General features: G+C 65.1%; 26 protein-coding genes. 6 read left to right on the plus strand and 20 right to left on the minus strand.

The window, feature by feature from the left end; genetic code table 11:
* Window positions 1-40 precede the first annotated feature (40 nt).
* From ACCC97_RS08610 to ACCC97_RS08620, 3 genes are read right to left on the minus strand one after another with little or no spacing between them, the layout of a single operon-like run.
* Complete coding sequence (locus ACCC97_RS08610) at window positions 41-1,000, minus strand: SAM-dependent methyltransferase (RefSeq protein WP_413332329.1); 960 nt, start codon at window positions 998-1,000, stop codon at window positions 41-43.
* Between the two features lie 32 nt (window positions 1,001-1,032).
* Window positions 1,033-1,455, minus strand: coding sequence for a thiol-disulfide oxidoreductase DCC family protein (locus ACCC97_RS08615; RefSeq protein ID WP_413332332.1), 423 nt, complete (start codon window positions 1,453-1,455; stop codon window positions 1,033-1,035).
* Window positions 1,456-1,515: 60 nt separating this feature from the next.
* A complete protein-coding gene (locus tag ACCC97_RS08620) occupies window positions 1,516-2,100 on the minus strand; it encodes a GbsR/MarR family transcriptional regulator (RefSeq protein WP_413332335.1) in 585 nt (194 codons plus the stop codon).
* 117 nt (window positions 2,101-2,217) lie between these two features.
* Here ACCC97_RS08620 and ACCC97_RS08625 point away from each other — a divergent pair, with 117 nt between their 5' ends.
* The 3 genes from ACCC97_RS08625 (at window position 2,218) to ACCC97_RS08635 (ending at window position 5,623) form a co-directional block, all read left to right on the plus strand.
* Window positions 2,218-3,312 carry a PA0069 family radical SAM protein gene (locus ACCC97_RS08625; protein ID WP_413332337.1) on the plus strand — a complete coding sequence of 365 codons (1,095 nt, stop codon included), beginning with the start codon at window positions 2,218-2,220 and terminating at the stop codon, window positions 3,310-3,312.
* 344 nt (window positions 3,313-3,656) lie between these two features.
* A complete protein-coding gene (locus ACCC97_RS08630; protein WP_413332339.1) occupies window positions 3,657-4,583 on the plus strand; it encodes a LysR family transcriptional regulator in 927 nt (308 codons plus the stop codon).
* A gap of 365 nt (window positions 4,584-4,948) precedes the next feature.
* A complete protein-coding gene (locus ACCC97_RS08635) occupies window positions 4,949-5,623 on the plus strand; it encodes a hypothetical protein (RefSeq protein WP_413332341.1) in 675 nt (224 codons plus the stop codon).
* Window positions 5,624-5,717: 94 nt separating this feature from the next.
* Here ACCC97_RS08635 and gnd read toward each other — a convergent pair whose 3' ends face one another.
* The 4 genes from gnd to ACCC97_RS08655 all read right to left on the minus strand — a co-directional run bounded on the left by gnd (window position 5,718) and on the right by ACCC97_RS08655 (window position 9,348).
* Window positions 5,718-7,139, minus strand: coding sequence for a decarboxylating NADP(+)-dependent phosphogluconate dehydrogenase (gnd, locus tag ACCC97_RS08640; protein ID WP_413332343.1), 1,422 nt, complete (start codon window positions 7,137-7,139; stop codon window positions 5,718-5,720).
* A 177-nt stretch (window positions 7,140-7,316) separates the two neighbouring features.
* A complete protein-coding gene (gene arsC / locus ACCC97_RS08645; protein WP_007835100.1) occupies window positions 7,317-7,748 on the minus strand; it encodes an arsenate reductase (glutaredoxin) in 432 nt (143 codons plus the stop codon).
* Window positions 7,745-9,037: an arsenic transporter gene (locus ACCC97_RS08650; RefSeq protein ID WP_413314467.1), complete on the minus strand. Its 1,293-nt coding sequence runs from the start codon at window positions 9,035-9,037 to the stop codon at window positions 7,745-7,747. Before ACCC97_RS08650 ends, arsC begins: the two co-directional genes overlap by 4 nt.
* On the minus strand, window positions 9,031-9,348 hold the full coding sequence (locus tag ACCC97_RS08655) for an ArsR/SmtB family transcription factor (protein WP_007835104.1): 318 nt from the start codon (window positions 9,346-9,348) through the stop codon (window positions 9,031-9,033). Before ACCC97_RS08655 ends, ACCC97_RS08650 begins: the two co-directional genes overlap by 7 nt.
* A 140-nt stretch (window positions 9,349-9,488) precedes the next feature.
* Between ACCC97_RS08655 and ACCC97_RS08660 the strand changes: the two genes are divergently transcribed.
* The gene (locus ACCC97_RS08660; protein WP_413332345.1) at window positions 9,489-10,217 is read left to right on the plus strand and encodes an alpha/beta fold hydrolase; all 729 of its coding nucleotides are present in this window, start codon (window positions 9,489-9,491) and stop codon (window positions 10,215-10,217) included.
* 4 nt (window positions 10,218-10,221) lie between these two features.
* Here ACCC97_RS08660 and ACCC97_RS08665 read toward each other — a convergent pair whose 3' ends face one another.
* From ACCC97_RS08665 to ACCC97_RS08710, 10 genes are read right to left on the minus strand one after another with little or no spacing between them, the layout of a single operon-like run.
* Entirely contained in the window at window positions 10,222-10,833 is a 612-nt protein-coding gene (locus tag ACCC97_RS08665) for a 3'-5' exonuclease (protein WP_413314465.1), read from the minus strand.
* The gene (locus ACCC97_RS08670; protein WP_007835110.1) at window positions 10,830-11,225 is read right to left on the minus strand and encodes a TfoX/Sxy family protein; all 396 of its coding nucleotides are present in this window, start codon (window positions 11,223-11,225) and stop codon (window positions 10,830-10,832) included. The genes ACCC97_RS08665 and ACCC97_RS08670 overlap by 4 nt, the downstream gene beginning before the upstream one ends.
* Window positions 11,222-11,611 (minus strand): VOC family protein, encoded by a 390-nt coding sequence (locus ACCC97_RS08675; RefSeq protein WP_056520849.1) that lies wholly within the window; start codon window positions 11,609-11,611, stop codon window positions 11,222-11,224. The genes ACCC97_RS08670 and ACCC97_RS08675 overlap by 4 nt, the downstream gene beginning before the upstream one ends.
* 25 nt (window positions 11,612-11,636) lie before the next feature.
* Complete coding sequence (locus ACCC97_RS08680) at window positions 11,637-12,131, minus strand: GNAT family N-acetyltransferase (protein ID WP_413332348.1); 495 nt, start codon at window positions 12,129-12,131, stop codon at window positions 11,637-11,639.
* A gap of 43 nt (window positions 12,132-12,174) precedes the next feature.
* Window positions 12,175-13,053, minus strand: a complete 879-nt coding sequence (gene fghA / locus ACCC97_RS08685; protein ID WP_413332350.1) for an S-formylglutathione hydrolase — start codon at window positions 13,051-13,053, stop codon at window positions 12,175-12,177.
* Window positions 13,050-13,973, minus strand: a complete 924-nt coding sequence (locus ACCC97_RS08690) for an alpha/beta fold hydrolase (RefSeq protein WP_413332352.1) — start codon at window positions 13,971-13,973, stop codon at window positions 13,050-13,052. Before ACCC97_RS08690 ends, fghA begins: the two co-directional genes overlap by 4 nt.
* A gap of 20 nt (window positions 13,974-13,993) precedes the next feature.
* Window positions 13,994-15,100: an S-(hydroxymethyl)glutathione dehydrogenase/class III alcohol dehydrogenase gene (locus ACCC97_RS08695; RefSeq protein ID WP_413314457.1), complete on the minus strand. Its 1,107-nt coding sequence runs from the start codon at window positions 15,098-15,100 to the stop codon at window positions 13,994-13,996.
* Window positions 15,101-15,139: 39 nt separating this feature from the next.
* On the minus strand, window positions 15,140-15,790 hold the full coding sequence (locus ACCC97_RS08700; RefSeq protein ID WP_007835118.1) for a glutathione S-transferase family protein: 651 nt from the start codon (window positions 15,788-15,790) through the stop codon (window positions 15,140-15,142).
* Entirely contained in the window at window positions 15,787-16,629 is an 843-nt protein-coding gene (locus ACCC97_RS08705; RefSeq protein WP_413332354.1) for an aromatic ring-hydroxylating dioxygenase subunit alpha, read from the minus strand. The genes ACCC97_RS08700 and ACCC97_RS08705 overlap by 4 nt, the downstream gene beginning before the upstream one ends.
* Before the next feature lie 10 nt (window positions 16,630-16,639).
* Complete coding sequence (locus ACCC97_RS08710) at window positions 16,640-17,317, minus strand: Rieske 2Fe-2S domain-containing protein (RefSeq protein ID WP_413332357.1); 678 nt, start codon at window positions 17,315-17,317, stop codon at window positions 16,640-16,642.
* Between the two features lie 195 nt (window positions 17,318-17,512).
* Between ACCC97_RS08710 and ACCC97_RS08715 the strand changes: the two genes are divergently transcribed.
* Together ACCC97_RS08715 and aroQ are read left to right on the plus strand one after the other, a co-directional pair.
* Window positions 17,513-18,484 carry a LysR family transcriptional regulator gene (locus tag ACCC97_RS08715; RefSeq protein ID WP_413332359.1) on the plus strand — a complete coding sequence of 324 codons (972 nt, stop codon included), beginning with the start codon at window positions 17,513-17,515 and terminating at the stop codon, window positions 18,482-18,484.
* A gap of 27 nt (window positions 18,485-18,511) precedes the next feature.
* On the plus strand, window positions 18,512-18,952 hold the full coding sequence (gene aroQ, locus ACCC97_RS08720; protein ID WP_007835124.1) for a type II 3-dehydroquinate dehydratase: 441 nt from the start codon (window positions 18,512-18,514) through the stop codon (window positions 18,950-18,952).
* Between the two features lie 70 nt (window positions 18,953-19,022).
* On the opposite strand, the gene ACCC97_RS08725 is transcribed toward aroQ, so the two are convergent.
* From ACCC97_RS08725 to ACCC97_RS08735, 3 genes are read right to left on the minus strand one after another with little or no spacing between them, the layout of a single operon-like run.
* Window positions 19,023-20,546, minus strand: coding sequence for a SpoVR family protein (locus ACCC97_RS08725; RefSeq protein ID WP_007835130.1), 1,524 nt, complete (start codon window positions 20,544-20,546; stop codon window positions 19,023-19,025).
* On the minus strand, window positions 20,543-21,835 hold the full coding sequence (locus ACCC97_RS08730) for a YeaH/YhbH family protein (protein ID WP_007835132.1): 1,293 nt from the start codon (window positions 21,833-21,835) through the stop codon (window positions 20,543-20,545). The genes ACCC97_RS08725 and ACCC97_RS08730 overlap by 4 nt, the downstream gene beginning before the upstream one ends.
* A gap of 48 nt (window positions 21,836-21,883) precedes the next feature.
* Window positions 21,884-23,806: a PrkA family serine protein kinase gene (locus ACCC97_RS08735; protein ID WP_007835134.1), complete on the minus strand. Its 1,923-nt coding sequence runs from the start codon at window positions 23,804-23,806 to the stop codon at window positions 21,884-21,886.
* Window positions 23,807-24,259 lie beyond the last annotated feature (453 nt).

Raw genomic sequence — 24,259 nt, forward strand, 5'->3', positions numbered from 1 at the left:
AAAGCCTCTTCTCCTCTGTCTGTTTGTATTCGTGTTGCGCTCAGTCGGCGCAGCGCCTGGCGGTGACCATGCAGTAGTCGAAGTCGCGCCAGAACATGCCCAGCGCCAATGCGCAGTAGCTGGCCACGATGTGCTTGCGCCGCCATGGGCTGAGCCTGCCGCGCGCCTTCCAGAGTTCGGCCAGCGTGAAGCGGGTGGCCAGTACCGGGATGTGCAGCGCGCTGGGCGCGACGCGCCAGCGCAGCGACTTCACTTCCACGTCGTCGAAGCCGTGCTCATGCAGTGCAGCGATGAAGTCTTCGCGCACGGCCAGTGTGGGCACGGCCCAGCTGTCGGCCCACAGGCGGTGCAGCCAGCCCGCGAGGCGACCGGGGCTGCGGCGAAGCAGGAAACCGTCGACCACCGCAAGGCGCGCGCCTGGCCTCAGCAGCCGCGCGGCTTCGCGGATGAAGTCCGCCTTGCTGGTGCCGCCGGCATAGCAGGCGCTCTCCACGGCCCACGCGCCATCGGCCTGTGCTGCGGGCAGGCCGGTGCGGGTGTAGTCGGCCTCGATGTGCGCCATGCGGTCGGTCACGCCCGCGGCGGCGTCGAGCTTCGCGGCGATGCGGTTCTGCACGGCGACGTTGGTCACGGTGATGGCGTAGAGCGACTCGTGGTCGCCAACCAGCGTGCGCGCGGTGGCGCCGGCGCCGCAGCCCAGGTCGATCACGCAGCGGCGTTGCGCCGCGCTGCCGGGCCGTGCCTGGCCGAGCTGCAGCGCGCGGCCGACCACGCGATTCATTTCCACCAGCATGCCTTCGCGCCGAAGCGGGTTCAGGCCCGCGCGCCAGAAGCCGAAGTGCATGTTGTAGCTGGGACTCCACGCGCTGTAGTCGACTGCGACTTCGGTGAAGTAGTCCTGCGTGTCCTCGGCCGTGATGGGCGCGCTTGCGTGGCTCGCCGGGATACGCAGGGGCGTGTCGTGGGGCGTGCGGAAGTCGGGCCGGAAAACAGTGGACATGGCGATTCCCTCAGATGGTTGTTCGTTGGTTCTCAGAGGCGGCAGTTGCCGTCGTCGCAGGAGGACGCGACGCGCCCCGCCAGCCTTGCGGCCAGCCAGCGCGGAATGCGGTAGCGGTTGCGCGCCAGCAGCGCATAGGCGCGGTCGGCCAGCGGTGCGACCAGAGGCAGGTCGAGCAGGAAGCTGCCGCTGGACAGGCCGACCGCCGTGCGGCAGATGCGGATCGCCGGCACGCCGACGAAGACCCGGCCTTCGGCGTCCGATACGTGGATGGCCGCCATCAGCGCGCTGCGCGGGGCCGGACCGCTGCTGAACGCCACTGGCGAGCAGTCGACCAGTTGCAGCCGGGCTTCCGCGTCGCGCGCCTTGAGGCTGCCCATTTCGGCAGAGCAGATCGCGCAGCTGGCATCGAAGTAGATCGTGAGCGGGTAGGCGGGAAGGGCGGGGCGGCTCATGGCGTTCTTTGTTATCGATATTTCTGTTAAAACAGAAATAAATGGGCAAAAAAAGAGACCTCAGATCATCGGCAGGCTGGCGTGGTGCGCGTCGGCGTCATCGCCCTTGCCGGGCGACGCCGATTCGCCGCGAACGAACTTCTGCACGCTGGCGCCCAGCGTCATCACCTTGTCGAGCGTGCCGGGCGACAGCCGCAGCATTTCGTCGGCCCAGGTGGCGAGCTTGTCCATGAGTTCCATGGTGGAGCGGATGCGGTCCTGCGCATCGGCGGGCTCCTTCTGGAAGTCGGGGCTGGAAACCAGCTCGCGCAGCACGCGCACGGTCGGGTCGAATTCGCGTTCCTTGCGCTCGCGCACGACGGTGCGGAACAGCTCCCACACGTCGACGCTGGTCTCGAAATAATCGCGGCGGTCGCCCAGCGTGTGGGTCACGCGCACGAGGTTCCAGGCCTGCAGTTCCTTGAGGCTGTTGCTGATGTTGGAGCGGGCCACGCCGAGCGTTTCGCTCAGTTCCTCCGCGTTCATCGGCTTGCCGTGCGCGAAGAGCAGCGCGTGGATCTGCGAGACGGTGCGGTTGACGCCCCACATCGAGCCCATTTCACCCCAGTGCAGCACGAACTTGCGTTGAATGTCGGTGAGTTCCATGGCGTCGAGTTTAGGATTTACGAAATTTCTGTCAATAGAGAAATAGAAAAATTGGCGACGAATGTGAATCGGTGAAATACTGTATTAATACACAGTACTTAAGCCCAAGGAGCTGCCATGCCAACTGCACGGATCCCCGTTCACGCCATCAAGGGCCGCGGTGCGGCCACGCAACTCGCGCACCGTTTCTCGAAGGACGAGCGCAGCGCCTTCGACGACGGCTGGGGCACGCTCGAGGAAGGCGTGGCCGAGGCTAACGAGCTGCAGCCCATCGCCACCGAGATCCGCTTCGAGGACGTGAAGTCGGTGCTCAACGAGAACGACTCGCCCGACGTCCCCTTCGACCGTTCGATCAATCCGTACCGCGGCTGCGAGCATGGCTGCATTTATTGCTTTGCCCGGCCCACGCACAGCTACCTGAATCTCTCTCCGGGCCTCGACTTCGAGACCAAGCTCATCGCCAAGCGCAACATCGTCGAGGTGCTGCGCGCCGAACTTGGGCGCAGGAGCTATCGGCCCAGCTACATCGCCATCGGAACCGCCACGGACTGCTACCAGCCCATCGAGCGCGAATTGCGGCTCACGCGCTCGATCATCGAACTGCTGAAGGAAACGAGGCATCCGTTCGCGCTGGTCACCAAGTCGAGCGCCATCGAGCGTGACCTCGACCTGATCGCGCCCATGGCGGCCGACCGCCTTGCGGCCGTGTACGTCACCGTGACCACGCTCGACGGCGACCTCGCCCGCAAGCTGGAGCCGCGCGCCGCAGCGCCGCATCGACGGCTGCGAGCCATCCGCACGCTGGCCGCGGCCGGCGTGCCGGTGGGTGTGAGCGTAGCGCCGCAGATTCCCTTCGTGACCGAAGACATGGAACTGGTGCTCGAGGCCGCGTGGGAAGCCGGTGCGCGCAGCGCCTTCTACACGGTGGTGCGGCTGCCTTGGGAGGTCGCGCCGCTCTTCAAGGAATGGCTTGCGCTGCACTATCCGCAGCGCGCCGACCGCATCATGGCGCGCATCCACGAGATGCGCGGCGGCAAGGACTACGACGCCGACTTCGCCACACGCATGAAAGGCTCAGGCCTGTGGGCCGACCTGATCCATCAGCGTTTCGAGAAGGCTGCGAACCGCCTCGGCTTCAACCGCGAGCGCATTCCGCTGGACATCACCGCGTTCCGGCCGCCGAGCGCAGTGGGGCAGGGCAGCTTGTTCTAACTGTGCGGGCTGGAATAAGCAAAGATTCATATATGAATCAGCAAAGGGCCAATTGCGGAAAAAACGTCTTGGCGGAGATAGTGGATTAGATCAACTATCTGCTATTTCCATATAAATGGCAGCCGCGCGGAATAGCTCCGCAGCGAAGGTCTATTTCGAAACTTATTTGTAAAGGCGCCCGTCGATGATAATTGGTCAGCTGGTGCTCAGGATTTTTGGAATTGTATCCGCACCTGATGGATTTTGATCGATTGCAAAGCGGTGATTGATCGATAGCAAAAACGGAATTGATAAATCGAAGCGCGCAAGCGAATTTGAAATCACCTATTGACAGAAAGAATCTCGTGCTCGACCTGAATGAAGTCGCAATGTTCGTCCAAGTCGCGCGCTTCGGCAGTTTTGCCGAGGCGGCGCGGCAGCTGCGCATGCCCTCGGCAACGGTGAGCCGCCGCATCCAGCAGCTCGAGGCGCGCCTGGGCACCCGGCTGATGCAGCGCTCGACCCGCAAACTGACGCTGACCAGCGCGGGAGAAACCTTTCGTGAACGATGCGGCCCCGCGGTCGAGGAGCTGATCGAAGCAGGGCAATCGCACGTCTCCGGCAGCCAGGAGCCGTGCGGCCCGGTACGGGTGGCTGCATCGGCCAGCTTCTTCGAATACTTCGAGATGGAATGGGTGACGGCGTTTCTCGATGCGCATCCGTTGGTCCAACTCGACTTCGTTCTCAGCGATGTCCCGGCGGATCTCATTGCCGATCGCATCGACGTGGCATTTCGCATCGGCCCGCTGGCCGATTCGAGCTACGTTTCCCGAAGGATTTTCGCGAGCCACGCTGGCCTCCTGGCCAGCCCCGCCTACCTGGCGGCGCACGGTGTACCCGCCACGCTGCAAGAGCTGAGCGAGCATGAATGCCTGACGCAGCCACCGGAAACCGGCAGCCACGCCACCTGGCGCCTGCAGGGGCCCGACGGCACAGAGGAAGAAGTGCGAGTGAGAGGGCGCTTCACCAGCAACGTGCAGGTGGCGCTGCGCAGGGCCGCCTGCGCCGGGCTCGGCATCGTCGCGTTGCCGGCGGTCCTGACGGCATCGGAAGTGGCCACGGGCCAGCTGGTGCCCGTGCTGCCGCTGTACATGCGAGCGGGACGCGGGATGAGCGTGGTGTATCCCAGCCGCCAACAGCGCCCCCTGGCGGTTTCGGCATTCGTCGACATGGCGGTGGAAAAACTCTGCCTGCAGGAATGGAGGCCGCTGTCCAGCGCGGAGCCTGCGTGAACGAGGGTGGGTGGCCTCAATTGGCGCGACCCATACTGGGGAATTGAAATTTTTCTTGGTGCATGACATGCAATGTGTCGTGCCCATTGCCTCAAAACTGAGTGGCTGAACCCCACTTGCGGCGCCAGTAACGAGTCATAAAGTAGTAAAAAATTGTCGCATGCGCTGATTCGTTTCATGCGGAATGTCCTTGCGGACTGCTTCGAATTGAACGCATCTTTCAGCACGGGCCAATTCATCCATTTTCATCGTTTTCAAGATGGGTCGAACTTTATTTGGCAAGGAGATAGCGGATGCAAATTGATCGAATTGGCGCGAAGTGCCGGCGGTGAACTGACATGAGCGCCGCAAGCAGGACACGCCCATTGCTGAGGCTCGGCGTCTACAAGCTGCCGCTTGCCGAAGTCGTCGTGATCCAGACGATCGTGCGGCTGTATGCGAGCGACGCCGCGTTCCCGTGGCAGCTGGTCAATGCGCCGCCGTACGACGCGCTGCTGGTCGATGGTGCCGCCGTGGAAGAGGGCTGCCCGCAGGTGGCCGGCATGGCCGCTGCCGTGCTCAGGCTCACGCGCATGCATTCGGGCGGAAAGCCCGACACGCTGGAGCGGCCGATACGTGCCGACAGGCTGCAGCAATGGCTCAAGACCACCGAGCACGCGCTGCGCGAGGCGACGCCCGCGCGGTCGACGCTGGACGACGCAGCCGCCATGGAGATCGAGGTTTCCGATTCGGTGCGCTTCATGCTCCGCCGCTGGCCGCCAGCCCTGCTGTTGCGCAACGACCTCGACAACATCCGCATGGCGAGCCTGCTGGCACGGCGTGCATTGAACGCGGGCGAACTGGCCGACATCAGCCAGCTTCCGTTCTCCCAGTGCGTTTTATTCCTGCATTCGCTGCAAACGGCCGGTGTGCTTGAACTGCATGTGGGGCCGGCTGTGCTCTCCCACGCGCCGCGCAGCGACGGGGCAGTGCGGCGCGACTTCGGGCCAGGTCTCATCAACGGCATCCGCCGCCGGCTGGGCCTGCGAACTTCATGCTGAAGGAAGGATGAAGGAACTTCTGAGGGAGGTCCGGTCCCGCCGCGCCACCGTATTGGCGATGGCTGCGCGGTGATCACTTCGAGGGAGAGCCAAGTCACCCAATGACTTCAGGCCAGTCCGTATGGAAGAACTGTCCTTCGGGCTTGTCGGTGCGCTCATACGTGTGCGCGCCGAAGAAGTCGCGCTGCGCCTGCAGCAGGTTCGCCGGCAGGCGCTCTGTGCGGTAGCTGTCGTAGTAGGCCAGCGAGGCGCTGAACGCCGGCACCGGAATGCCGTTGCTCACCGCCAGCGCCACCACCTCGCGCCAGTTCTGCTGCGTGCGGTTCAGCAGGTCCTTGAAGAACGGATCGAGCATCAGGTTGCCCAGCGCCGGGTCGGTGCGGAAGGCGTCGGTGATGCGGTTCAGGAAACGCGCGCGGATGATGCAGCCGCCGCGCCAGATGGAGGCGATGCCGCCGAGGTCGAGCCTCCATTGCTTCTTGTCGCCCATCGTCTTGATGAGGTCGAAGCCCTGTGTGTAGCTGATCACCTTGGAGGCATACAGCGCGTCGTGCACCTTGGCCACCAGCGCCTTCTTCTCGAGCGAGAGTTCGATCTTCGGGCCCTGCAGCACCTTGCTCGCCGCCACGCGCGCCTTCTTCTGCGACGACAGCACACGCGCCTCGACCGCGGCGTTGATGGTGCTGATGACCACCGCGTTCTCGGCCGCGTTGATCAGCGTCCATTGGCCCGTGCCCTTCTGGCCCGCCTTGTCGAGGATGAGGTCGACGATGGGCTTGCCCGTTTCCGGGTCCTTCTGTTCGAGCGCCTTGGCGGTGATCTGGATCAGATAGCTCTGCAGCTCGCCGTTGTTCCATTCGTTGAAGATCGCTGCCATCTCGTCCGTGCTGAAACCGGCCGCCTTGAACAGGCTGTAGGCCTCGCAGATCAGCTGCATGTCGCCGTACTCGATGCCGTTGTGCACCATCTTCACGTAGTGGCCGGCTCCGCCGGGGCCGATGTGGATCACGCAGGGCTCGCCGTCCACCTTGGCCGCGATGCTCTCGAAGATAGGCTTCATCACCTCCCAGGTGGAAAGCGGGCCGCCCGGCATGATCGACGGGCCCTTGCGCGCGCCTTCCTCGCCGCCCGACACGCCCGCGCCGATGAAACGCAGGCCCTTGGCTGCAAGGTAGGCGTCGCGGCGCTCGGTGTCGGTGTAGAGGCTGTTGCCGCCGTCGATGACGATGTCGTCCTTGTCGAGCAGCGGGATGAGCTGTTCGATCACCTGGTCGACCGGCGCGCCGGCCTTCACCATGATCTGGATCTTGCGGGGCCTGGCCAGGCTCTGAACGAACTCCTCGAGCGTCTTCGCGCCGACCAGCTTCTTGCCGGGGTTGGCCGCGATGAAGGCTTCGGTGGTCGCCTCGGTGCGGTTGTGCACGCTGACCTGGAAGCCGCGGCTTTCCACGTTCAGCACGAGGTTCTGGCCCATCACGGCCAGGCCGATCAATCCGAAATCGCTTTTGTTGCTCATGGCCTGTTCTTTCATGTGCGTGCGCCGGAATGCCAGCGCACCGGTTTCATTCGCGGAACATTTTGCCGGTGTCGGGCCTGGGACAGAGATGGGCGCGTTTTATTCCCGCTTGGCAAGCGGGCATGGATTGGGGTGTGGGCGCGGTCTGCGAAGTGCCCCGCGTCGAGCCTGGGCAGCTCAGGGCTTGGCGGCGCGCTGGCCCTTCGCGTCGATGACCACCTCGCCGTCTTCCTTCAGGAAAGCGCCTTGCTGCGGATGCGGCAGGATGTCGAGCACAGCTTCCGAAGGCCGGCACAGCCGCGTGCCGAGCGGCGTCGTCACTATCGGCCGGTTGATGAGGATCGGGTGCTGCAGCATGAAGTCGATCAGCTGTTCGTCGGTCCACTTCGGGTCGTCGAGGCCGAGTTCGTCGTACGGCGTGCCCTTGCGGCGCAGCACCTCGCGCACCGGAATGCCCATCGCGGCGATGAGCTGCTTCAGCGTGGCGCGGTCGGGCGGGTGCTGGAGGTATTCGATGACCCTGGGCTCGTCGCCCGTGTTGCGGATCAGCGCGAGCACGTTGCGGGACGTGCCGCAGGCGGGGTTGTGATAGATCGTGATGTCGTTCATGGAAGTGGAATGCTCAATCGAAGTGCCAATGCCGCAAGGGTCACGAACAGCACAGGCAGCGTCAGCACGATGCCGATCTTGAAGTAATACCCCCAGCCGATGGCCGTGCCCTTCCTGGCGAGCACGTGCAGCCAGAGCAGGGTGGCAAGGCTGCCGATGGGCGTGATCTTGGGGCCGAGGTCGCAGCCGATCACGTTGGCGTAGACCATCGCTTCCTTCACCGCGCCGCTCGCGTTCGATGCGTCGATGGACAGCGCGCCCACCAGCACCGTCGGCATGTTGTTCATGACCGACGAGAGCCCCGCCGCGAGAAAGCCCGTGCCCATCGCCGCGCCCCAGACGCCGCCTTGCGCAAAGACATTCAGCAGTGCGGCGATGTGGCCCGTCAGCCCCGCGTTGCGCAGCCCGTAGACCACGAGGTACATGCCCAGCGAGAAGACCACGATCTGCCAGGGCGCGCCATGCAGCACCTTCCTGATGCTGATCACCGGGCCGCGTCCCGCGACCGCCAGCAGCACGACCGCGCCAAAGGCCGCCACCGCGCTGACCGGCACACCCAGGGGCTCCAGTCCGAAGAAGCCTACGAGCAGCAGCAACAGCACGACCCAGCCCGCGCGGAAGGTCGCGGGGTCGCGGATCGCAGCGGCCGGCGGCTGGAGTTGGCCGACGTCGTAGCTTGTCGGGACGCCGCGTCCAAAGCGAAGCAGCAGCACCAGCAGGCTCGCGAGCACCGCCGCGATGTTCACGGGAATCATGACCGAGGCGTATTCGCCGAAGCCGATCTTGAAGAAGTCCGCCGAGACGATGTTCACCAGGTTCGACACGATCAGCGGCAGGCTGGCCGTATCGGCGATGAAGCCCGCCGCCATCACGAAGGCGAGCGTGGCCGCCGGCGAGAAACCCAGCGCGACGAGCATCGCCATCACGATGGGCGTGAGGATCAGTGCCGCGCCGTCGTTGGCGAACAGCGCGGACACGGCAGCGCCCAGCAGCACGATGAACGCGAACAGCAGCCGCCCGCGTCCGCCGCCCCAGCGCGCCACGTGCAGCGCGGCCCATTCGAAGAAGCCCGCTTCGTCGAGCAGCAGGCTGATGACGATCACGGCAATGAAAGTGCCGGTCGCGTTCCATACGATGCCCCAGACGACGGGGATGTCGGACAGCTGGACCACGCCGAGCAACAGCGCGACCGCCGCCCCGAGCGAAGCGCTCCAGCCGATGCCCAGCCCGCGCGGCTGCCAGATCACCAGCACGAGCGTGAAGATGAAAATTGCGACGGCGCTCAGCATGCCGGCGGGCACCCGGTGGTGCAGGGTTCGCCCTGGCAGCAGTTCTGCGTGAGGTAGGCAAGCAGGCCGTTCATCCGGTCGAACGCCGCACGGTAGATGAGGTTGCGGCCCTGCCGCTCCTGGGAGACGAGCCCCGAATGCATGAGTTCCTTGAGGTGGAACGACAGCCCCGTTGCCGGCACCTCGAGCGCTTCGGTCAGCGCGCCGGGCGTGAGGCCGGCCGGGCCTGCCTCCACCAGCGCACGGAACACCCGCAGGCGAACGGGCTGCGCCAGTGCGGCCAGGGCGTGGACGACGTCATCTTCTTTCATATTTCAAATATCGTTGAATTATTGAATCATAGCAGCGTCGATCCGGCACGGGCCGGTCATCGCGCTGGCGCACAACGGCCACCCGCAGTACACCATTGCCCCTACAGTCATTCCCCTCACAACGAAGGAGACAAGCCCCCATGTCCGACACCTACGTTCTAGTCCACGGCGCGTGGCATACCGGCGCCGAGATCGAAGTCGTGGCCGACGGCCTGCGCGCAGCCGGCCACACTGCGTACTGCCCCACGCTTGCCGGCAACAACCCCGGCGACGACCGCGCCAGCACCACGCTGGAGGACGCGATCGCCTCGGCCGTGCGCTACATCGAGGAGAAGAATCTCACCGAGGTCCGCCTCGCGGGCCACAGCTACGGCGGCATGGTGATCTCGGGCGTGGCGGACCGCATCGCGCCACGCCTGAAGCGGCTGGTGTACATCAACGCCTTCGTGCCGCTCGATGGCGAGTCGCTCAACGACATGGTGCCGCCGCCATACGTCGCAATGTTCGACGCCGTGGCGGCGGCCAACGCCAACGCGGTGACCCTGCCTTTCGAGATCTGGCGCGAAGCCTTCATCAACGACGCCGACCTGGCGACGGCGCAGGCGGCCTACGAAAAGCTCAACCCGCATCCGTACCGCACCTTCACCGACAAGATCAGGCTGCGGCAGCCGCTGGCCGCGCTGGCGCTGGGCAAGTCGTACGTCAACTGCCAGCAGGACACCGCGATGCCGCACGGCATGCCGTGGCATCCGCGCCTGTCGGAGCGGCTGGGCCTGTTCCGCCTGGTGGAGTGCCCCGGCAGCCACGAGATGTTCTTCTCGAACCCCGGGCGGCTCGCGCAGGCGATCCTGGAGGCGGGGCGGGACTGACCGGTCAGCTGCCGCCGAAGAGCGCGTCGTACACGCGGATGGATGCATAGGCGTCATTGGCCGCGTAGCGGATCTGCGCCTCGGTGAGCTGCCGGTTGGCCCAGTTTGACGTGGTCGCCTTGCGCGACTTGATGAAGCGGCGGTTGAACACCAGCGCCACGGCCGCCTTCACGCCAACCGACTTGCGGTAGCCGCGGTGGCGGAATTCGGTGTCGATGTCGAACACCGCCTTCGGCTCGATGCCGAGCCGCAGGCGGATCAGCGTGAGATCGCCCGAGAGCCCGAAGCCGACCTTGCGCAGCTCGGCCGAGGCGATCAGCGCGGCCACCACCGGGTTGCACTCGGTGCGGTGCAGCTGGAACAGCCACGCCGTGTCGCGCGTCGAGAACTGCACCACGTGCGGGCCGCCCGACACCTCGTTCTTCGCGAAGGTGGGCTTCGATTCGGTGTCGAAGCCGGCGATGCCGGCTGCCAGCAGCGTGGCGGCCGCGCGCTCGGCCTCCTGCAGCGTGGTGACGACGACGATGTCCTTGGGACCGAGGCCTTCGAAGGGTTCGAGCAGCGCGATCTGTTCGCGTTCGGGAAGGGGCGGGAGCGTCGGGTTGTGGGCGCTCACCGGGAGGCTGCCTTGCTTGTCTTTTTCTTCACTGCGGCTTTCTTGGCGGGTGTTTTCTTCGGCTTCGGCGGCTGGCCCGAGCGCAGCGCCGCCTCGTAGGCCCGGCGGCCCCAGAGTGCGGCTTCGTGCCGGTCCTCGAACAGGTCCGCCGGGGCTTGCCGGTACGACATCGGCATCGACTGGCCCTGGCGCACGTAGGTGAACGGCGGCAGGTCGAGCGCGTCGAAGTACGGCGCGCTCTCGGCATCCGACTTGAGGTAGAGCGTGTCGTTGGCCACGAGGGCGATCATGCGGTCCTCGTGCCACACGCCATGGCCGCCGAACATGCGGCGCGTGCGGATGCGGCCCAGGCGCTCGAAGGTTTCGTGCAGGCTATCGACGAAATCGCTCATGCCGTGATCTCGATGCGGTTGCCGTCCGGGTCCAGCACCACGCTTTCGTAGTAGCCGTCGCCGGTGCGGCGCGGGCCGTCGAGCAGCGGATGGCCGTCGGCCTTCAGGCGTTGCGTGAGTTCGTCGACTGCTGCGTCGGAGCCCACGCTGATCGCGAGGTGCGTCCAGCCCATGCGCTGTGCGCCGGCCTCCGCCGTCACGGGAGAGAGCGTGCTCGTCGTCATGGCCTCGATGCGTGCGCCGTCGCCAAGGCTCAGGAAGCACGAGGCAAAGCCCTTGGCCGGATTGACGTAGCCCGCGCCGGCGGTGGCGCCGAAATAGTCGACATAGAAGCGCTTGCAGCGCTCGAGATCGGTGGTCCAGAGTGCGATGTGGTCGATGCGCATGGAGCGGGGAAAAATTGGAACGGGTTCAGCCGATGCGCCATGGCGGGCGCGAGGGCGACCAATGGTAGGCGATGCGTTCGCGGCCGCTCGTCGGATGGCGGTCGACCGCACCGCGCTGGAGGCCATAGCGCTCGTAGAAGCGCTGCGCCGGCGTGTTGGTGGCGGCCACGTGCAGCCACCAGCCGGACGGAAGGCGCACGCAGGCCTCGTCGAGCAGGGCCTTGCCCAAGCCCTGGTTGCGCAGGTGGGGCTCGACGAAGAGTTGCGCCACGTACTCGCGCCGCTCCAGCAGCACCATGAACGCCAGCACCTGCCCGTCGCGCTCCGCCAGCACCACGTCGGCAGGCGCCCCGAATTCGGTCTGCACGCGGCGCAGCCAGTGGGCGATCGGCTCGATATGGGGGAGGCCCCGGTTGGCCGCGATCCACGCGCGGCGCCAGATGCCGGCCAGCACCATGTTCTCTTCGGCAGTGCCTTCGCGCGACCGGAGATGGAAGGCGGGAATTTGGGCGGCGGACATGTGTTTCATGATACGGCGCGAGGCCGCCGCGGTCGATGAGACTTTACGCGCGCAGCGTTTGCGCGTGGTGCGCAATGTGGTCGGCCATGAAGCTCTGGATGAAGTAGTAGCCGTGGTCGTATCCCGCATGGCGGCGCAGCGTGAGCGGCTGGCCGGATGCGAAGCAGGCGGCCTCGAACGCCTCGGGGTGCAACTGCTCGGCGAGGAACTTGTCGGCCAGGCCCTGGTCGACGAGGATGCCTTGCGGGTAGGGCGCCGCGACCTGCGATTTCATGAGCGCGCTCGCGTCGTGCGCCAGCCACTGCGCGCGGTCGGCGCCGGGGCGGCCCAGGTAGCTGCCGAACGCCTTCTCGCCCCATGGGCATTGCGTGGGTGCGCAGATCGGCGCAAAGGCCGAGAGCGACTTGAAGCGCCCCGGATGCCGCAGCGCCAGCGTCAGCGCACCGTGGCCGCCCATCGAGTGACCGGAGATGCCGATGCGCTCGCCGTCGATGGCGAAGTGCCGGGCCACAAGCGGCAGCAGCTCGTGCACGATCCAGCTTTCCATGCGCCAGTGCGTGGCCCACGGCTCGCGCGTGGCGTCGAGGTAGAAGCCGGCGCCGATGCCGAAGTCCCAGTCGTCCTTCGCGCCAGGCACGCACTCGGCGGCGGGGCCGCGCGGGCTGGTGTCGGGCGCGATCAGCGCGATGCCCAGGCTCGCGGCCATGCGCTGTGCGCCGGCCTTCACCGCGAAGGTTTCCTCGTTGCAGGTCAGGCCCGCGAGGTAGAGCAGGGCGGGCACGCGCTCGTGCGCGACCTGCGGCGGCAGGTACACCGAGAAGCGCATCGGCAAGCCGATTTCATGCGAGCGGTGCTCGTGGAAGCTTTGCACGCCGCCGAAGGCGTGGTGTTCGGAAAGAGTCTTGGGGCTGTTGTCGGTCATTGCGGGTTTTGGCTGCGCAGGGCGGGTACGAGTTCGAGCACGGCATCGGCAAAGACGCGCGGCGCTTCCTGCGGCATGTTGTGGCCCACGCCGGGCACAAGGCGGTGCGAACGCGGCCCGCTGAAGCGGTGCGCGTGCGCCGATGCGTCGGCGGGCGGGCGCACGCCGTCGTCGAGGCCGTCGAAGGTGATGGTGGGCACTGTGATCGTGGGCTGGGCCGACAGGCGGCGTTCGATGTACGCATAGGCCGGGTCGCCCGGCACGAGGCCGAAGCGATGGCGGTACGACTGGATCACCACGTCCACGAAATCGGGATGGTCAAAGGCGGCGGCGCTGCGCTCGAAAGTGGCGTCGTCGAATTTCCACGCGGGCGACCACAGCTTCCACAGCAGCTTCGTGAGCGCCTTGCGGTCTTTCCCGAGGCCGGCGCAGCCGCGCTCGCTGTGGAAGTAGTACTGGTACCAGAGGCTGTGCTCGTTGGCCGGCGTGTCCGGCTCCATCGCCTTGGCGATGTCCTGGATGTTGTAGCTGTTGAAGGACACCAGCCCCGCGACGCGTTCGGGCCACAGCGCCGCGACCACGCAGGCGGCGCGGCCGCCCCAGTCGTAGCCAGCCAGCACCGCGCGCTCGATCTTCAGCGCATCGAGCAGCGCGAGCAGGTCGGCGCCCAGCGCGGCCTGCTCGCCCGAGCGCGGCGTGGCCTCGCTCAGGAAGCGCGTGGCGCCGTAGCCGCGCAGGTACGGCACGATCGTGCGGCAGCCCTGGTCGGCCAGCATCGGCGCGACTTCGGCATACGTGTGGATGTCGTACGGAAAGCCGTGCATCAGCAGCACTGGCGGGCCATCGGCGGGGCCGGCTTCGAAGTACGCAACTTCGAGCACACCGGCCTCGATCTTGTGCAGGGGCTCCATGCGGGTCATGGCCGGTGCCTGCAGTGGTCTTAGTAAAGGACGACGCCGCGGATGGACTCGCCGCGCTTCATCAGATCGAAGCCCTTGTTGATGTCTTCCAGCGGCATGGTGTGCGTGATGAGGCTGTCGATGTCGATCTTGCCTTCCATGTACCAGTCGACGATCTTCGGCACGTCGGTGCGTCCGCGTGCACCGCCGAAGGCCGAGCCTTCCCACTTGCGGCCGGTGACCAGCTGGAACGGGCGCGTGCTGATCTCCGCACCCGCCTCGGCCACGCCGATGATGATGCTGCGGCCCCAGCCCTTGTGCGTGCACTCGAGCGCCTGGCGCATCACCTTGGTGTTGCCGATGCATTCGAAGCTGTAGTCCGCGCCGCCGTCGGTCAGCTGCACGATGGCGTCGACGACGTTCTCGGTGTCCTTCGGGTTGATGAAGTGCGTCATGCCGAACTTGCGCGCCATGGCCTCGCGCTCGGGGTTCAGGTCGACGCCGATGATCTTGTCGGCGCCCACCATCTTCGCGCCCTGGATCACGTTCAGCCCGATGCCGCCGAGGCCGAACACCACCACGTTCGCGCCGGCTTCCACCTTGGCCGTGAAGATCACCGCGCCGATGCCGGTGGTGACGCCGCAGCCGATGTAGCAGACCTTGTCGAAGGGCGCATCCTCGCGGATCTTGGCCAGCGAGATCTCGGGCGCGACCGTGTAGTTGCTGAAGGTCGAGGTGCCCATGTAGTGGAAGATGGGCTTGCCGTCGAGGCTGAAGCGCGAGGTGGCGTCGGGCATCAGGCCCTTGCCCTGCGTGCCGCGGATCAGCTGGCACAGATTGGTCTTGCGGCTCAGGCAGAACTTGCACTGGCGGCACTCGGGCGTGTAGAGCGGAATGACGTGGTCACCCTTTTTGAGTGTGGTGACGCCGGGGCCCACGTCGACCACGATGCCTGCGCCTTCATGGCCGAGGATGGCAGGGAAGATGCCTTCGGGGTCAGCGCCCGAGAGCGTGTAGTAGTCGGTGTGGCAGATGCCGGTGGCCTTGATCTCGACCAGCACCTCGCCGAATTTCGGGCCCTCGAGGTCCACGGTTTCGATGGTGAGCGGGGCTGCGGATTTCCAGGCGACGGCGGCTTTGGTTTTCATGGCGGGTTTCGGGGGAGAAGCAAAAAACGTTAAGGATACTCAGGCAGGGCCGGCAGGGAAGATACCCGACATGCCGATAAACCCGGGCAGGTGGCGAACATTCCAGACCCAGTCTCTCAGCGCGGGGAATTCGTCGAGCGAAATGCCGCCCTCGCCAGCGAGCGCGACATACGGGAAGCAGGCAAGGTCGGCAATGGTCGGACCGGGCGCCGAGGCCAGCCAGTGCAGGCCGGCGCTCGCCTGTTCGGCGAGATGGTCGTCGAGCACGCGGAACACCGCGCGCGCGCCGCTGCGGCAGGCCTCGATGTCGAGGTTGTGGTAGCCGAGCGCATCGTGCAGCCGCGCGGCCGATGCCGTGCGCGTGATCTCGTCGGCGGTGGCGAGCCACATCGCGATCTGGCCGCGCAGCTTCGCGTCGCCGGGATACCACCGGCCTTGCGTGTCGTAGAAGCTTGCGAGGTACACCAGGATGGCTTGCGCATCGCGCAGCAGGAAGCCGTCGTCATCGAGCACCGGGAGCTGGCCGAGCGGGTTGACGTTTGCAATGAACGCGGCGGATTTGTGCTCGCGTCCCGGAAAGAAATCGACTGGCACCGTGTCGTACGCGATGCCCAGCCAAGCCAGCATCTGCCGCACCTTGAAGCAGTTGCCCGACAGCGGGTAGTCGTAGAGCTTGATCGTTGTCGTCATGCCGCAGCCCTCACGCCGAAGCGCATGCCGCGCTCGCGCAGCCAGCGCCGGTAGGTGACGGAGGAGGTGTCGCCGCGCGTCGGTGTCTCGGCGCGGCCTTCGAGCGGCATGCGCTTGAAGGCGTGGTTCTCGAGGATCGGCTTGTCCTGGCCGAAGATGGTGTGCTGGAAGGCGATGAGCTCGGCATTGGTGGAGTCTTCGTCGTAGCAGGCGAGGACGGTGTGGGCGATCACGTGTTCGTCGTCGATGGGCTGCAGGAAGAGGCCGATGGCGTCGAGTTCGCCCGCGCGAAAGCTCGATTTGTAGAGCATGGCCGAGAAGGGCTGCATTACACGGTACTTGTAGAGCACCTCGCTGCCCGAATCGTGCGCGGCAGAGGCGCGCGGCTGCCAGAAGCGGCAGTCGGTGGCCCAGATCTCACCGCTGCCGGGATCGACCTGCACCTCGTATTGCGCCACCTCGGTGTGTGGCACCTTGCCGAGGTAGTCGGCGTGCACGAAGGGAAAGTGCGCCATGTCGAGAAAGTTCTCGATCACGCGCAGGCCCGACACCGCCACGCCGATGCCGCCGCAGTCGACGATGCGGCGGCCGGGCTCGGCGTATTCCGGAAACTCGAAGAGGGGACGCGCGGGGCGGCCGCTCGGGCAGACCCAGAGATAGCCGTAGCGCGACTGCACGGCGAGCGGCCGGTCGCCAAGGCAGCAGTGAGGCGCGCCATCGGCATCAGTGCGGAGTTGCACGGTTTCGCCCAGCAGGCGGGTCGTCCGGGGCACGGGCGCGGCAGGCCCGACGACCAGCCAGTCGTCGAGCATGTTGGAATCGTCTGTGACGAAGGGCATGGTGGTTCCTTCAGCCTTGTGGTCGTGCTTCGATCTCGGAGCGCAGGTTCCGCGCGGCTGCGTGCAGCGTCTTCATCGCACTGGAGCCGGGGGCAGCCTCCGTCCACAGGTGGACGAAGGTGAGCCGGGGCTGCGCTTCGAGCAGCAGCGCGACGGTCTTCACCTCGTTGAGCGTGCCTTGCCAGGCACCCGACCCAGCGTCGATTGCGAAGCCCTGCCGTGCGAGGGCTTCGCGCACGGCCTGCGCGCCGGCGCGGACGGTCAGCGTGCGGCAGAAGTGCCAGCCGGCCGGTACGGCGCCGGCCAGCGACGGCGGTGCGGCGGAAATATCTTGCGCAAGGTTGACCCACAGCATGCCCGCGGCATCCACCGCGGCGAACACCTTGGCGCAGACGTTGCGCGGCGCCTGCATGGCCGGGTGGGCCGGAATGTGGGTGCACTGTCCGCTGCCCGCGGCGTACTGCCAGCCGTGGTAAGCGCAGGAGAGGCGGTTTTCGATCACCTGGCCGAGCGTGAAGCGCACGCTTCGGTGCGGGCACCGGTTTTCCCACGCCTGGGCGGCGCCGTCGGCCGAGCGCCAGAGCGCGAGTTCCTGGCCCTCCGCGAAGCCGGCGACGATGTTGGCGCCGGGGCGCACGCCGGCGGAGGGCGCCACTGGATGCCAGGTGCAAGCGTGTGGATTCGTCATGCTGCCCCGGTTGAAAGCAGGGTACGTCGGGTGGAGCTGCGCATGGGGTTTTCTCCGGTCGTGGGAGCTCGGGGCTCGGTGGGGATGGCATAGCATTCGGTGTGCCGCCAGCAAGCACCGAACCTACCGTTTCTGTTCCCTTGATGAAAGCCAAATGCCGAGACGCTACTTTTCATTCCTGAAACGCTGGCCCGCATGAGCCGCATCGATCTCGCGCTGATCGAAGCCTTCGTGCTCGTCGTGCAGAGCGGCAGCCTGACGAAGGCCGAGAGCCTGTCGGGTGTGTCCAAGGCCACGCTGAGCCGGCAGCTCACGCGGCTGGAGGAACTGCTGGGTGCGCAACTGCTGATGCGCAGTTCGCGCAGCGTCACGCCGACCGAGGCGGGGCGCGCGTTCTTCGCGCGCTGCGAAGGCCTGCTCGACGAGGTGACGGGCCGGCTGGAAACGGCGTGCACCGAAATCCAGGAGATCACGGCCGGCGTCTCGGGCAGCCTGTCGCTGCTGTCCGATACCCAGTTCAGCACCTCCTTCGTCTGCCATGTGGTGAAGCTGTTCCTCGAATCGCACCCCAACGTACGCTGCCATCTCGACGTGGCGAGTCGCCTGAACGCGCCGCAGATCGGCGAGGTGGACTGCTATGTCTGCTCGGAGCCGCCTGATGTGCCGAACCTTGTTGCCAAGCTGCTTGGGCGCCTGAACTACGGCCTCTATGCAAGCCCGCAGTATCTTGAGCGCCAAGGCATGCCACAGGCGCCCGACGAGCTGCTGCGTCATCGGTCGATCGTGATGAAGGAGGGCTCGGGGCCGTCGCAGGTGCTGCTGGTGTCTGGCGCGTCGGACAGCTATGCGTTTCGCCCGGAGCCGGCTTTCGAGACCAACGACCACTGGGTGATGAAGACCTTCTGCATCGACGGCTTCGGCATCGCGTTGCTGCCAGCCTTTTTCGCCCGGCCCGAAGTGGCGCAGGGCGTGCTGGTGCCGGTGCTGCCGCAATGGCAGCCGGAGCCGCGGCGCATCTACTGCGCCTTCCAGCGGCAGCGCTACATGGGACAGAAGCTGCGGGCGTTCGTCGATCTCATGGCGCGCTGCGTGGTCGACATCGATTCGTACAACTACTACGTCGGCTCGTCCGCGGCCAGGCCGCCCCGGGCGGTCTCGCGACCATAATGGAGGTCGCCTGACGCCTCATCCATCATGAAGAAAATACTCGTCCTCAACGGCCCCAATCTCAACCTGCTCGGCACTCGCGAGCCCGAACAGTACGGACGCGACACGCTGGCCGATGTCGAGCGCCTGTGCAAGGACACGGGCGCGAAGCTCGGCGTCGAGATCGAATGCCGCCAGTCGAACCACGAAGGCGTGCTGGTCGACTGGATCCAGGAAGCCGGCCGTGAAGTTGCTGCCGGCAACATGCTCGGCGTGGTGATGAACCCCGGTGCCTACACCCACACCTCGATCGCGCTGCACGATGCGATCAAGGGCGCGAGCGTGCCGCTGATCGAACTGCACATCTCGAACGTGCATGCGCGCGAGGAGTTTCGCCACAAGTCGTACATCTCGCCTGCGGCGCGCGGGATCATCGTGGGGCTGGGCGTGAAGGGCTACACGCTTGCCATCGCGGCCTTGGTTCCCTGAGGGGAGTTTTCGCGGAACACCGCGGAACCGGCTTTGCCGGGCCGCTGGTGCTGCCCCCTGCAAGGGGGGCTCAATACTGCTGCTTGGGCGCCGCGGCCTTCCAGCTGCGGCTGATGCGCCCGGCGCTGTCGATGCTTTCCAGGTGCACGTCGAAACCCCAGAGCCGGGCGACGTGCTTCAGCACTTCTTCCGCCCCGTCGTGCAGAGGCAGGTTGTTGCGCTGCGTGTGGCGCAGCGTCAGCGAGCGGTCGCCGCGCGTGGCCACGCTCCACACCTGGATGTCGGGCTCGCGGCTGCTGATGTCGTACTGGCGTGAGAGCGATTCGCGCAACGCGTGGTAGCCGCTGTCGTCGTGGATGGCGGACACCTCGAGCTCGGCCTCGCTCTGGTAGTCGCGGATCGAGAACAGGCGGAAGTCGCGCATCGTCTTCGGGCTCAGGAACTGGCCGATGAAGCTCTCGTCCTTGAAGTTGCGCATCGCGTAGTCGAGCGTCTTGACCCAGTCGGTGCCCGCGAAATCGGGGAACCAGCGGCGGTCTTCCTCGGTCGGCTTCTCGCACACGCGGCGCAGGTCGGTCATCATGGCGAAGCCGAGGGCATAGGGGTTGATGCCGCTGTAGGCGCGGTGGCCCACCGGCGGCTGGAAGATCACGCCCGTGTGCGAGCTGAGCCACTCCATCATGAAGCCGTCCGCCAGCTGGCCGCGGTCGTACATGGTGTTGAGCAGCGTGTAGTGCCAGAAAGTGGCCCAGCCTTCGTTCATGACCTGCGTCTGGCGCTGCGGATAGAAGTACTGTGCGATCTTGCGCACGATGCGCACTACCTCGCGCTGCCAGGGTTCGAGCAGCGCGGCGTTCTTCTCGATGAAGTAGAGCAGGTTCTCCTGCGGCTCCGACGGAAAGCGCCGCGCTGCATCGGACTCGGCCGCTTGCTCGGCCCGCCGGGGCAGCGTGCGCCAGAGGTCGTTCACCTGCTGCTGCATGTGGCGTTCGCGGTCGGCGCGCTGGATGCTTTCCTGCGCCAGCGAACGCTTCTGCGGACGGCGATAGCGGTCGACGCCGTAGTTCATCAGCGCATGGCAGGAGTCGAGCAGTTCTTCCACCGCATCGAGACCGTGGCGCTCCTCGCACTCGGCGATGTAGTGCCGCGCATAGACCAGGTAATCGATGATGGATGAGGCGTCGGTCCACATCCGGAACAGGTAGTTGCCCTTGAAGAAGCTGTTGTGGCCGTAGGCCGCATGCGCGATCACCAGGGCCTGCATGGCCATGGTGTTCTCTTCCATCAGGTAGGCGATGCACGGATCGGAGTTGATGACGATCTCGTAGGCCAACCCCATGTGGCCGCGCTTGTAGTTCTTCTCGGTCGAGATGAACTGTTTGCCGTACGACCAGTGGCGGTAGATCATGGGCATGCCCACGCTGGCGTAGGCGTCCATCATCTGCTCGGCGGTGATGACTTCGAGCTGGTTCGGGTACACGTCGAGGCCGTAGCCCTTGGCGGTAAGGGCGATCTCGGTGTGGTAGGTCTCGATGAGTTCGAAGGTCCAGTCGGAAGGGCTGGGCAGGCGGTCGAGCGCTCGTTCGGTGATCATGATGCCACCCCTTCCTTCTTGAACAGGTCGCGGAACACAGGGTAGATGTCTTGCGCGTCCGACACCTTGCGCATCGCAAAGTTGGGCTCGACGCCCTCGAGCTGCTGGTATTCCTGCCACAGGTTCTGCTCGGTCTCGGCCACCTGCACGTAGGCGTAATAGCGCACCACGGGCAGGATGTCGTTGACCAGCAGCTCGCGGCAGCGGCCGCTGTCCTGGTGCCAGTTGTCGCCGTCGCTGGCCTGCGCGCCGTACACGTTCCACTCGCCACTCGGATAGCGTGCCTTGATGATCTCGTCCATCAGCACCAGTGCGCTCGACACCACGGTGCCGCCGGTTTCCGTGGCGTGGAAGAACTCTTCTTCCGTCACCTCTTGCGCCTGCGTGTGATGACGCAGGAACACCAGGTCGATGGTCTCGTAGTGCCGCGTGAGAAACATGTAGAGCAGCATGAAGAAGCGCTTGGCCATGTCCTTGCGCGCCTCGTCCATCGAGCCCGACACGTCCATCAGGCAGAACATCACGGCCTTGGCGCTGGGCACGGGCGTCTTCACGCGGTTGCGGTAGCGCAGGTCGATGGGGTCGATGTAGGGCACGTGCCGCATGGTGCGGCGCAGTTCGGCAATCTGCTCTTCGGTCTCGCGTATTTCCTTCTGGATGAGCGCCTGGTCGGCCTGCGGGTGCTGCTTCAGGTGTTCGAGGTGCGCTTCGAGGCGCTTGAGCTCCTTGCGAGGCTCGCCGCCCAGCGCGATGCGGCGGGCGAGCGCGCCGCGCATCGAGCGCACCACGTGCAGGTTGTTGGGCGAGCCGTCGCTCGTGAAGCCGGCCCGGTGGCTCTTCCACTCGGGCACGTCGGCGATCTGCGTGCGGATGAGGTGCGGCAGTGCGAGGTCGTCGAAGAACACGCGCATGAACTCTTCGCGCGTCAGGCGGAAGACGAAGTCGTCCTCGCCTTCGCCGCTGTCGCCGGCCTCGCCGCTGCCGGAGCCGCTGCTGCTTCCTCCTTCGGGGCGCTTGATGCGGTCGCCCTTCAGGTACTCCTGGTTGCCCGGATGCACGTATTCGCGGTCGCCGCCGCGCGCATGCCCGAACACCGGTTCGGACACGTCGTGGCGCGGCAGGGTCACATCTTCGCCTTGCTCCAGTTCGCGGATGTTGCGGCCGCTGACGGCGCGCCTCACCGCTTCCTGGATCTGCCCCTTGTAGCGCCGGAGGAAGCGCTCGCGGTTGCCAATGGACTTGTTCTTGCCCGATAGCCGGCGGTCGATGATCTGCTGCAGGATGGCCACGATGGTTTCAGAGCTCCTTGCAAAAAGAGGACGAACGAAGGGTCGTCGTTATGAACTCTTGCGCACCCGCAGGTACCACTCGCAGAGCAGGCGGACCTGCTTGGCCGTATAGCCCTTCTCGACCATGCGGGTCACGAAGTCTTCGTGCTTCTTCTGCTCGTCGGCGCTGCTCTTGGTGTTGAAGCTGATCACCGGCAGAAGCTCCTCGGTGTTGGAGAACATCTTCTTCTCGATCACCGAGCGCAGTTTTTCGTAGCTGGTCCACGCCGGGTTGCGCCCTGCGTTGCCAGCCCGCGCGCGAAGTACGAAGTTGACGATCTCGTTGCGGAAGTCCTTCGGGTTGCCGATGCCTGCCGGCCGCTCGATCTTCTCGAGTTCGGCATTGAGCGATGCGCGGTCGAAAACTTCGCCGGTGTCCACGTCGCGGAACTCCTGGTCCTGGATCCAGTAGTCGGCGTAGGTCACGTAGCGGTCGAAGATGTTCTGGCCATACTCGCTGTAGCTCTCGAGGTAGGCAGTCTGGATCTCCTTGCCTATGAACTCGGCATAGCGCGGCGCCAGCAACTCCTTGATGTAGCTGATGTACTTCTGCTCGACCTCCGGCGCGAACTGCTCGCGCTCGATCTGCTGTTCGAGCACGTACATCAGGTGCACCGGATTCGCGGCCACTTCGGAACTGTCGAAGTTGAACACCTTCGAGATGATCTTGAACGCGAAGCGCGTGGAGACGCCGCTCATGCCCTCGTCGACGCCCGCGTAGTCGCGGTACTCCTGGATCGACTTGGCCTTGGGGTCGGTGTCCTTGAGGTTCTCGCCGTCGTATACCTGCATCTTGCTGAAGGTGCTGGAGTTCTCGGGCTCCTTCAGGCGCGTGAGCACCGAGAGCTGGGCCATCATGCGCAGCGTTCCAGGGGCGCAGGGCGCCTGGGCCAGCGACGAGTTGCGCACCAGCTTCTCGTAGATCTTGATTTCTTCCGAGGCGCGCAGGCAGTACGGCACCTTGACGATGTAGATGCGATCGAGGAAAGCCTCGTTGTTCTTGTTGTTGCGGAAGGCCTTCCACTCGCTCTCGTTGCTGTGCGCAAGCACGATGCCGTCGAACGGGATGGCGCCGAAGCCCTCCGTGCCCTTGAAGTTGCTTTCCTGTGTAGCGGTCAGCAGCGGGTGGAGCACCTTGATGGGCGCCTTGAACATTTCCACGAACTCCAGCAGGCCCTGGTTCGCGAGGCACAGGCCGCCGGAGTAGGCATACGCGTCCGGATCGTCCTGGGCATAGGTTTCGAGCTTGCGGATGTCGACCTTGCCGACCAGCGAGGAGATGTCCTGGTTGTTCTCGTCGCCCGGCTCGGTCTTGGCGACGGCGATCTGCCGCAGCACGGACGGGAAGCGCTTGACGACCTTGAACTGGCGGATGTCGCCACCGTATTCCTCGAGCCGCTTGACGGCCCAGGGCGAGAGAATTCGGTTCAGGTAACGGAGGGGAATGCCGTATTCCTTTTCAAGGATCTCGCCGTCCTCGATCGAGTCGAAGAGGCCGAGCGGGGATTCGTTGACCGGCGAGCCCTGAATCGCGTAGAAGGGCACGTGCTCCATGAGCTGCTTCAGGCGTTCTGCGATCGAACTCTTGCCGCCACCGACCGGACCCAGCAGGTAAAGGATTTGCTTCTTTTCTTCCAGCCCCTGGGCGGCGTGGCGGAAATAGGACACCACTTGTTCTATGGCGTCTTCCATGCCATAGAACTCCTTGAACGCCGGATAGATCTTGATGACCTTGTTCGCGAAGATGCGCGAGAGGCGAGGATCGTTGCGCGTGTCAACCAGCTCGGGATCGCCGATGGCCTTGAGCATGCGCTCCGACGCGGTGGCATAGGCCGTGGGATCGCGCTTGCAGATGTCCAGGTAGTCCTGCAGCGAGATGACTTCCTCGCGGGTGCGCTCGTAGCGGGCGGCAAAGTTGCTGATCACATCCATGGTCACGCCTCCATCAAGTCAGTGGGCTTTTGGCCCGATGGCTTGCAGCAAAGGCCTTGTGCAACACTTGAAGGTTGCCTGCCCATGGCTGCATGCCGCGGAAAACTCCCTTACTACAATCTGCTAACAATCAGCATAAAGCAAAGATTGAACCTGGCAAATCATTCGTAAATTCAGAACCACACCGGCAAGTAAAGTTCCACAAAAAACAAGGAACTACTTTTCGGATTTCAGTTAAATTCAAAGGCTCGCGTTCCTAATTCTCTCCGGGTGAAAACACCTATGCCGGATGGCCATCGTCCGTTTTTGCCTTTTCTCCGGAAAAGCACCGTCTATTGAGCCTCGGGCTCAAAAAAACAGACGTCTCCTGCAATAACGCGCGATCTGTCGTTTGGTTTATTGCACATCGAAAAAAAATATAAAAGCAATCCCCGCGCCGCTTTTCGATGGGCG

Source organism: Variovorax sp. Varisp85, from assembly GCF_047304045.1.
Classification (GTDB): domain Bacteria; phylum Pseudomonadota; class Gammaproteobacteria; order Burkholderiales; family Burkholderiaceae_C; genus Variovorax.

Excerpts from the sequence above, each read along its gene's own strand:
- ACCC97_RS08680 (WP_413332348.1), bottom strand. The coding sequence starts at position 12,131 with ATGTCCGCCGCCCAAATTCCCGCCTTCCATCTCCGGTCGCGCGAAGGC.
- ACCC97_RS08675 (WP_056520849.1), bottom strand. The coding sequence starts at position 11,611 with ATGCGCATCGACCACATCGCACTCTGGACCACCGATCTCGAGCGCTGC.
- arsC (WP_007835100.1), bottom strand. The coding sequence starts at position 7,748 with ATGAACGACATCACGATCTATCACAACCCCGCCTGCGGCACGTCCCGC.
- ACCC97_RS08670 (WP_007835110.1), bottom strand. The coding sequence starts at position 11,225 with ATGAGCGATTTCGTCGATAGCCTGCACGAAACCTTCGAGCGCCTGGGC.
- ACCC97_RS08735 (WP_007835134.1), bottom strand. The coding sequence starts at position 23,806 with ATGGATGTGATCAGCAACTTTGCCGCCCGCTACGAGCGCACCCGCGAG.
- ACCC97_RS08615 (WP_413332332.1), bottom strand. The coding sequence starts at position 1,455 with ATGAGCCGCCCCGCCCTTCCCGCCTACCCGCTCACGATCTACTTCGAT.
- ACCC97_RS08620 (WP_413332335.1), bottom strand. The coding sequence starts at position 2,100 with ATGGAACTCACCGACATTCAACGCAAGTTCGTGCTGCACTGGGGTGAA.
- fghA (WP_413332350.1), bottom strand. The coding sequence starts at position 13,053 with ATGACCGACAACAGCCCCAAGACTCTTTCCGAACACCACGCCTTCGGC.
- ACCC97_RS08710 (WP_413332357.1), bottom strand. The coding sequence starts at position 17,317 with ATGACGAATCCACACGCTTGCACCTGGCATCCAGTGGCGCCCTCCGCC.
- aroQ (WP_007835124.1), top strand. The coding sequence starts at position 18,512 with ATGAAGAAAATACTCGTCCTCAACGGCCCCAATCTCAACCTGCTCGGC.
- ACCC97_RS08660 (WP_413332345.1), top strand. The coding sequence starts at position 9,489 with ATGTCCGACACCTACGTTCTAGTCCACGGCGCGTGGCATACCGGCGCC.
- ACCC97_RS08690 (WP_413332352.1), bottom strand. The coding sequence starts at position 13,973 with ATGACCCGCATGGAGCCCCTGCACAAGATCGAGGCCGGTGTGCTCGAA.
- ACCC97_RS08705 (WP_413332354.1), bottom strand. The coding sequence starts at position 16,629 with ATGCCCTTCGTCACAGACGATTCCAACATGCTCGACGACTGGCTGGTC.
- ACCC97_RS08700 (WP_007835118.1), bottom strand. The coding sequence starts at position 15,790 with ATGACGACAACGATCAAGCTCTACGACTACCCGCTGTCGGGCAACTGC.
- ACCC97_RS08650 (WP_413314467.1), bottom strand. The coding sequence starts at position 9,037 with ATGCTGAGCGCCGTCGCAATTTTCATCTTCACGCTCGTGCTGGTGATC.
- ACCC97_RS08695 (WP_413314457.1), bottom strand. The coding sequence starts at position 15,100 with ATGAAAACCAAAGCCGCCGTCGCCTGGAAATCCGCAGCCCCGCTCACC.
- ACCC97_RS08655 (WP_007835104.1), bottom strand. The coding sequence starts at position 9,348 with ATGAAAGAAGATGACGTCGTCCACGCCCTGGCCGCACTGGCGCAGCCC.
- ACCC97_RS08725 (WP_007835130.1), bottom strand. The coding sequence starts at position 20,546 with ATGATCACCGAACGAGCGCTCGACCGCCTGCCCAGCCCTTCCGACTGG.
- gnd (WP_413332343.1), bottom strand. The coding sequence starts at position 7,139 with ATGAGCAACAAAAGCGATTTCGGATTGATCGGCCTGGCCGTGATGGGC.
- ACCC97_RS08625 (WP_413332337.1), top strand. The coding sequence starts at position 2,218 with ATGCCAACTGCACGGATCCCCGTTCACGCCATCAAGGGCCGCGGTGCG.
- ACCC97_RS08610 (WP_413332329.1), bottom strand. The coding sequence starts at position 1,000 with ATGTCCACTGTTTTCCGGCCCGACTTCCGCACGCCCCACGACACGCCC.
- ACCC97_RS08715 (WP_413332359.1), top strand. The coding sequence starts at position 17,513 with ATGAGCCGCATCGATCTCGCGCTGATCGAAGCCTTCGTGCTCGTCGTG.